This window comes from Photorhabdus sp. HUG-39 (genome assembly GCF_963878365.1).
Taxonomy (GTDB): domain Bacteria; phylum Pseudomonadota; class Gammaproteobacteria; order Enterobacterales; family Enterobacteriaceae; genus Photorhabdus; species Photorhabdus kayaii.
In genome coordinates this window covers 1-7,091 of the sequence record NZ_CAWNWY010000069.1, presented here as the reverse complement: position 1 = coordinate 7,091, position 7,091 = coordinate 1, and the positions used below count along the sequence as shown (strand labels likewise).

8 protein-coding genes are annotated in these 7,091 nt (G+C 55.5%); 3 read left to right on the top strand and 5 right to left on the bottom strand.

Going from position 1 to position 7,091, the window contains the following annotated elements:
* Positions 1–614: 614 nt before the first annotated feature.
* The 3 genes from xerC to AAC155_RS23655 all read right to left on the bottom strand — a co-directional run bounded on the left by xerC (position 615) and on the right by AAC155_RS23655 (position 5,268).
* On the bottom strand, positions 615–1,643 hold the full coding sequence (xerC, locus tag AAC155_RS23665; RefSeq protein ID WP_191214895.1) for a site-specific tyrosine recombinase XerC: 1,029 nt from the start codon (positions 1,641–1,643) through the stop codon (positions 615–617).
* Positions 1,644–2,106: 463 nt separating this feature from the next.
* Complete coding sequence (locus AAC155_RS23660) at positions 2,107–2,352, bottom strand: hypothetical protein (RefSeq protein ID WP_146748148.1); 246 nt, start codon at positions 2,350–2,352, stop codon at positions 2,107–2,109.
* A 138-nt stretch (positions 2,353–2,490) separates the two neighbouring features.
* Positions 2,491–5,268 carry a CHC2 zinc finger domain-containing protein gene (locus AAC155_RS23655; protein ID WP_113044373.1) on the bottom strand — a complete coding sequence of 926 codons (2,778 nt, stop codon included), beginning with the start codon at positions 5,266–5,268 and terminating at the stop codon, positions 2,491–2,493.
* A 130-nt stretch (positions 5,269–5,398) separates the two neighbouring features.
* Between AAC155_RS23655 and AAC155_RS23650 the strand changes: the two genes are divergently transcribed.
* From AAC155_RS23650 to AAC155_RS23640, 3 genes are all read left to right on the top strand, one after another.
* Positions 5,399–5,740, top strand: a complete 342-nt coding sequence (locus AAC155_RS23650) for a helix-turn-helix domain-containing protein (RefSeq protein WP_315903533.1) — start codon at positions 5,399–5,401, stop codon at positions 5,738–5,740.
* Between the two features lie 75 nt (positions 5,741–5,815).
* Positions 5,816–6,136, top strand: a complete 321-nt coding sequence (locus tag AAC155_RS23645; RefSeq protein ID WP_113044371.1) for a SymE family type I addiction module toxin — start codon at positions 5,816–5,818, stop codon at positions 6,134–6,136.
* 14 nt (positions 6,137–6,150) lie between these two features.
* Complete coding sequence (locus AAC155_RS23640; RefSeq protein WP_113044370.1) at positions 6,151–6,348, top strand: DUF7706 family protein; 198 nt, start codon at positions 6,151–6,153, stop codon at positions 6,346–6,348.
* Between the two features lie 57 nt (positions 6,349–6,405).
* On the opposite strand, the gene AAC155_RS23635 is transcribed toward AAC155_RS23640, so the two are convergent.
* Both AAC155_RS23635 and AAC155_RS23630 read right to left on the bottom strand, forming a co-directional pair.
* Positions 6,406–6,690, bottom strand: a complete 285-nt coding sequence (locus tag AAC155_RS23635; RefSeq protein WP_049584276.1) for an Imm53 family immunity protein — start codon at positions 6,688–6,690, stop codon at positions 6,406–6,408.
* Positions 6,687–7,091: RHS repeat-associated core domain-containing protein (locus AAC155_RS23630; protein ID WP_275658245.1), on the bottom strand; the 405-nt coding region annotated here is incomplete at its 5' end. The genes AAC155_RS23635 and AAC155_RS23630, both read right to left, overlap by 4 nt.

Sequence of the window (7,091 nt, the reverse complement as noted above, 5' to 3'; positions counted from 1 at the left end):
CGCTCGCGGGGGCGGACGGGGCGGAGATGGCGAGTACGGGAACGAGCGAGGAGCCTGCGACTGCGAGCCGGACGCAGCCAGTGCAGCAGGGTTGGGCGGGGGCCATAAATTGCGCCAGCTTGCTGGCCTGCCTTCAGGGCGGTTGACCTTGACGGACTGACCGACAACGGTTTAAGGCGGATTTTCGCCCCGGAGCCGCCACGGACGGCGGCGACTGCGGCGGCGGGTTTGGGCACCGCGGCTGACAGCAGCGGGCGCAGCCCGGTGCGCCTCTGGGGCTGAGAAGCTCAACCCGGCGGCCAGCCGCGCACCGGGGCCAAGGTAACCGCGCAGCGCCCATGGGTGGGCGGTGCCGACATAATGTGCCGTTAAGCGTTGTGGGCCGTGTAGGCCCATTTCGCTTAATGCCACATTATGTTGAATGGCGGCTGACCGGCAACGATTGTTACAGAGAACGCCGAAGTTCAGCGCCGGGCGGCCGGCATTTACCGCCGGGCACGCCGATGGTAGGGAGGCAGTCCGTGCGCAGGGACGCGCGCGGTCTGCCTTTCACTGCACCCCACGCGCTCACAGGGAACCGGCTAACATTAAGATTGTCCGGCAACACAGCGCGTTCAGACCGGCTTCGGGCTGTCCGGCTGGTCACTCTCCGCCTGCCTATCGTCTGGCGTTGCCTGCTTTGACTGCCGTTCTGCCGGGTGGGTCTGCTCATACACTTCCTTTAAGTGACCGATAGCCACCCGGGTATAGATTTGGGTGGTTTCCAGCTTCTCATGCCCCAGTATCGCCTGGATATGCCGGGTGTCCGCGCCGTTCTCCAGCATCTGGGTTGCCATTGAGTGGCGGAACAGATGACAGGCCCCCGGTTTAGCCAGTTGCGCCTGTTTACGGATGCTGTCGGCGGCTATCTGGGTTAACGTGCCTCTGGCCAGTCCCCGGCCTTTCTTGGTGATAAACAGGTGACCGCTGTCCTCCCGCCGCGTTAACTCGGGCCGGACACTGAGCCAGCGGCTTAACCAGTGCAGCGCCTGTTCGCCGATGGGCACCACCCGGTCTTTACCGCCTTTACCCTGTCTGACCATCACCACCCCGCGCCCGAAGTCCACCTCGCTTAACAGCAGGTTGGCTACTTCCATCCGCCGGATACCGGTACTCCACAGTACTTCAAGGATAGCGCGATTTCTCAGCCCGGTTGGGGTGTTGATATCCGTTGCGGCTAAGACCGTGTGGGTTTCGTCTTCATTCATCACCTGCGCCGGCAGCCGTTTTTCTTCTCTTGGCAATACCATGTTATCCGTCGGGTTATACAGGATATGGTGACGTTGCAACAGCCAGCGGAACCACTGACGTAAGACACTCAGGCGGTCCCGCTGACTGCCCGGGCTGTAGGGTTGACCGTTCGCTTTACGGGCGCTTCTCAGCCAGCGCTGGTAACTTTCCAGTAACGGCAGGCTGACCTGCGGTGCCGTCATCACGCCACGCGCTTCGCACCAGTTGATGAACGGCAACAGCCGTTCTTCATAGGACTCCTGAGTCCGTTCGCTTAAGCCCTGTCCTCGTACGGCTTCCAGCCAGGCCGCCAGATGCTGGCGTAAAGTGGCGAAGCGGGCCGGGATGGCGTCGGGTTGACCGTGGGTCTCCATGACAGAGGGGCGTTTTTTTCTGTCTGGCGAGGCGAGGGTTGTTGCCGGGCTGGTTGGGATAGCGTGCTGTTGCTGCAACCAGTCGAACCACAGGCGTAAGGACCGCAGGCGTCGGCGCTGACTGTCCTGCGTATAAAGCTGGCCGTTGGCCTTGCGGTACCGGGTCAGAGACTGCTGCCAGTTTGCCAGTAACGGCTCGGTGACCTGAGCGGCGGATATTACGCCCTGTGCCTCGCACCAGCTGACGAACGGTGACAGCCGTTCATGACGGGCGGACTGGCTCTTTTGGCTCGCCCCCTGCAACAGCAGGTTATCCAGATACGCGTCCAGATGCTGGCGCAGGGTCAGCGGGCGGGGGTTGGATTGACGTTTAACGGGTGATGACATGATGGGATTTCCTGTAAAGAACAGCGGTTAGTGTTATCAGTGTGTGATACATCACGACGGTACGATGGCTTGATTCTTAGGTGGCCGGAACAGTGCTTTTCTGCCTGCCCCAACTTGCGGACCGTTCCACCCAGTATTGCTGCGGTCTGGCGTCCATTTCCCGGCCTCCAACTTGGGCCCAACTTGACCCCAACTTGAGGGCAACTTGCGGTTCAGTCAGTCCAACTTGCGTCGGTCGTATTCCGGGTTTTCGGGTTCGATGATGAGCTGGCAGTACGATACGACGACTTTTTCTTATTATTGCCGGAACAGTGTTTTTCAACCTTCTCCAACTTGCGAGCCATTCCGCCCAGTATTGCTGCGGCCTGAAGTCGGTTTTCCGACCTCCAACTTGGACCCAACTTGACCCCAACTTAGGGGCAACTTGCGGTTCAGTCAGTCCAACTTGCGTGAGTCATATTCAGGGTTTTACCGGTTTTTCCGGCGCTGTCAGGTCAATCAGGCCGCACAGGTGGGCTTCTTCTGCGTTGTCGCCGTTCCACAGCAGTTCATACTGCAACAGATGGCCCCGGCTGCCGCCGTGGACTAACAGGTATTCCATGTCGGCCAGTCGCTGACAATGGACTTTTAACTGGTTATCGCTCCATTGGGTGTAACTGCGGATATCCCGGCGGGTAAAGCGGACCGCGTTCATCGGGCGTTGCTGCGCTGTCGCCGTCTCTTTCACCATCGCTTGTATCAACAGTAACAGTTTTCGGGTCTGGGGCGACATCTCATCCAGCGTGCGGCCTAATATCTCGTGGGCCAGCCGGTTCGCCAGGCGGATATCTTCTTTGGTGACTTCGATATATTCAAGCCGTTTGCCCCGGTGTTCCGCTGTCTTCACCTCGCGCTGGTGCTGATGCAGCAGGGCGATACTTTGTATCAGGGTGAGATATTTCATGTGGTCGCGTCGGGTGCGGGTTTTATCGCTCATGAACGTTAACTGTGAGGCATAAGGGTTAACCACATTCAGCGGGCGCAACAGCCGCTGGGCGTTTTGATGCAGTTCGGTGATATATGCCTTTTCATTCTCGGCCAGTAGACCTTCCAGCGTTTGTTTATGGCGCTGCAAGGCGTGGATAGCTTCGGTCTGCTCCCGCGATTCGTTTACCGTCAGCACCAGACAGCGGTTTAACAGCTCTTCATCCACATCTATCGCGGTGGTGGTGAGCATCAGCATCACCGGCCCTTTTACCGTGTACTGTTTGGTCACCAGATTCCCGCTGGCGTCATCTTTACCGGTGCTGGCAATGGTCAGTTCGCCGTCGCTTTGCAACAGTTTGAGCGCATAGGCGGCCTGCCTGACGCCTTCCTCTTCGGCAATGGCTAAGATTTTATGCTGGAGATTGGTTTCCCCCAGATAGAACAGACTCTGGCCGGTCATGGCGCTGTATTGCAGCCGTTCTTCTTCCGGTATCAGATTGAGTACCGCATCCATTAAGCTGCTTTTCCCTGCCGCCGAACTGCTTTGTATCAGCACGGCCAGCGGACGGTCCAGCTTGCGACTGACGGCGGCTAAGTAACCGGCCAGCAGGTTAGTGGATTCGCCCACCACGCCACAGGCGGCTAAGTCAGCGGTGATGCGTTCACTCAGTTTCGGGTCTTGCAGCAGCGCCAGCGCCGCAGCCCGCTGGTCCTCGCTCAGTTCGGGAACCGGTGGGGGTTCGGTTTGTTCACTGACGCCGGCCTGTTGACACTGTTCCAGTACCAGCAACACCTGCCCCAGTGCCCGGCGCAGGTCACCTTCGGCCAGCCCGAGTTCGGTGGCGGCCAGCCGCGCATACCCGCCCCGGCTGCGGGCGCTCATCATGTCCACGCTGTCGGCAAACATCACGCCGCTGTCGGTATCAACGACCTGAACATTCACTTTCATCACCGCCGCCCCGGCTTTCACCTGTGACAGGCCCCGGATACCCCACTGTTGTGTGCCCAGCGTCAGGGATATCTCGCCGTTAGCGCCGGTTTCCCAGACCACATTCGGCATTGACGGCAACGCGGCTATACCGGCGGCTAATGTGCTGACTGTTTCCGGCACCGGAACCGGCTGATGTTCAGCCAGTGCGGCCCGCTCTGTTGCAGTGGTGGCCTGTACCTCTGCCGCTTCCTGCATCGGCATGGCACTGTCCAGCAGCAACCCGAAGGCCCGTTCCGGCTCGGCGACCTGACACAGATAGCCGTTGGCATCCATGCCCTCGGGGAACACCACCCGGAACACGGTGATACCGACGGCGGTGAGTTCGGCGGCCAGTTTTACCGCCGCTTCATTGCCTGCCGGATCATTGTCGTAGGCGATCAAGACCTGCTTAACGCCATGCCGCCGAAACGCCTGCCGCATCTCATCGGTGAAGCCGTTCACCCCATAGGCGGCGGTGACATGGCGGTGACCGGCCACCCAGAACGACAGGGCGTCGATCAGGGATTCACAGAGGATGACCGTCCCTGAACTGATCAGCGCCGGCTCATTCCATATCCCGCCATGTGCGCCGGGAAGGTACAGATGCAGCGGCGTTCCTTTACGTAAACGGTCGGTGATTTTGCGCCCGTAGATCTCGCGGATCTGGCCGTTCGGGTCGATAACCGGTATCACCAGCGAACCGGTAAAGTGCTCGTGCCCGCTGTCGCGCATCAGCCCCACGGCCCGAAGACGGGCGCGGATCTGTGCGCCGGCCTGCACCGCCTTGATGGGCAGGCGATAGGCTAACGTGCGGTTGGCAAAGCCCAGTTTAAACTGGGCGACTAATTCCGGGTGGTTGAGCCGGCGTTTTTCCAGATAAGCCAGGGCTTCGGGGGCATTCAACAGCGTATGATGGTAGAACCCGACGACCCGACTGAGCAGCGCCTGCCGTCCGGCGTCATCATCGGCCAGCATGGCGGGTTCATCCGGTTTCACCAGCGGGGCCACCGAGGGGTTATCTCCCAGTATCCCGCGCAACTGTTCCACGGCCCGGCGCAGACTTAAGCCTTTGGTTTTCATTACCCAGTCCAGCACGGAGCCGCCGGCATCACAGCCAAAACAGTGATAAAGATTTTTCGCCGGAGAGATAACCATTGACGGGGTTTTCTCCTCATGGAACGGGCACAGCAGTACATAATCTTTGCCGCGTTTAAAGAGCTGTCGCCCCTGTTGCTCCACCACGGCGACTAAGGAGACGGCGGCTTTCAGGTGCTGTAATTCTGCTTCCGGGATGCGTGCCATAAAACGACCTCCTAAAAAATGCGTCAAGACTCCATTGCTCTTTTATTTAGTATCTATTAAGATACCAATATAAAGCAAGCATTTTTTGGAGGGTAGAATGACGGCAAATTTCTCTGACTGGTTTAATTCGATGAGCATTGCTAACCGACTCGTTGCCCTCCGTAAGCAAAAGGGCCTCTCACAGCAAGCATTGGCGGATGCCATTGGTATCCATGTGACTCAGGTCAAACGCTACGAAGGTGGGATTTCGTTACCTTCTCTGGAGGCAATTAAGAAGATCGCACAGACATTGCGGGTCACGACTGATTCACTGATATTTGAAGAAGATGAGCTACTACCTGATGCCGACTTGGCTCTACAGTTTCAGGCTATTAACAACATGCAGCCGGAGCAGCGAGAGGTGATTAGGGAGTTATTGGAAGGAATGATTATCAAGTACGAGGCTGAACGCTGGTCTTCTAAGATGAAGTGAGGACAATAACGCAACGTATTCGGGCGGGCACCCAAATACGTTGCTCACCACAAGCAACTAAAAGAGGTAGTTACTATGGCTAAGGCGCATTCTAAAGCAGAAGCGGCAGTAAATAAAGCCGTGAAAACAGAACGTTATTACACGGTGGGTTATGTACCGAACGGGAATAAGGTCAACAACGCCACACCGGCGATACATCTTAAGGGACAGTGGCTGAGACAGGCGGGATTTAATACTGGCGGCCAGATTACGGTGAAGGTGATGGACGGCTGTCTGGTGCTCATTCCTGACAGTGAAGCCACGCAACAACAGCATCAGCAGTACCAGCGACAACAGGCCCAGCTGCGGGAGATTAAACAGCAGATGCAGGCGTTAATAACCGGTTTTGTGGGTTAAGAGGAGAGCATGAGATGACGATAGCCATTGAACATTTGCAGGATATCCAGTTAACCCACATTGAAGCGCTGGCGTTAGCTCAACTGGTTAAGCGGCTGTGCTGGTCTGAGATACGGGCTTGCGCGGTGAATGACGAGGAAGCGTATCAGATCAAAGATGCGATCGCTAAGCTTCAATCTGCTCTGGCTTACCGTGGGTATGCACCAAGGTAGATCATAAAAAAGCCGGAAGATCTCGAAAGATCTTTCCGGCTTTAATTAATTATATTTCTACACTTTATCAAGCCATTGTGCTGCATATTTCAGTATTGTCTCTAAATTTGCAATACCTCCATATCCTTTAAATTCTCTTTCACTTGCCTTTATATTTACCCAATCGTCATCAGTGTTATTCACAATAATATTTAATGGGTTTTTCCCATTTTCTCCTGATATATTAACCTTCCAACCAGGATTATCTAATGTACTGATATCAAAGCCATACTCATGTTCCCACATTCCATCGCATTTAGATTGATACCAGTTTTGAAGGTGTTCAATGATATTATCATTCATTTTAATATCCCTTGTTTTTTAGCTAGTTCTCTAGCTGTACGTATATCTTGCTTAGTAGCAGGTCTGGCCACTTCCTGCTTTTTCAAAGGAAAGCGTTTTCCATTAGGAGCTATATTTATTGGTGAAGTTTGAACATGTGGAGTTGGTATATCCGTTTGGGTTATTTTATCAAAATGCGCTCTACCTCTTAAATCTATATGCCCCATAGTTGTTGGAGTTGAGAATGTCACTGTATTTTTATTAAGTTGATTAGCTAACTCCTCTGCCATTTCTTGAGCATTCTTAGACTTATTACCAACATCTTGGCAATTTTTACCTGCTAACCCTAATGGGTCGATCCACGACACCGGATTAGGCACGTACGCATACAGGTTCAGACCCCCTGCTAATCCTATCGGGTC

What these genes read in the sequence shown, in the direction of transcription:
- xerC (WP_191214895.1), bottom strand. Translation starts at nt 1,643, where the DNA reads ATGGAGACCCACGGTCAACCCGACGCCATCCCGGCCCGCTTCGCCACT.
- AAC155_RS23655 (WP_113044373.1), bottom strand. Translation starts at nt 5,268, where the DNA reads ATGGCACGCATCCCGGAAGCAGAATTACAGCACCTGAAAGCCGCCGTC.
- AAC155_RS23650 (WP_315903533.1), top strand. Translation starts at nt 5,399, where the DNA reads ATGAGCATTGCTAACCGACTCGTTGCCCTCCGTAAGCAAAAGGGCCTC.
- AAC155_RS23645 (WP_113044371.1), top strand. Translation starts at nt 5,816, where the DNA reads ATGGCTAAGGCGCATTCTAAAGCAGAAGCGGCAGTAAATAAAGCCGTG.
- AAC155_RS23640 (WP_113044370.1), top strand. Translation starts at nt 6,151, where the DNA reads ATGACGATAGCCATTGAACATTTGCAGGATATCCAGTTAACCCACATT.
- AAC155_RS23635 (WP_049584276.1), bottom strand. Translation starts at nt 6,690, where the DNA reads ATGAATGATAATATCATTGAACACCTTCAAAACTGGTATCAATCTAAA.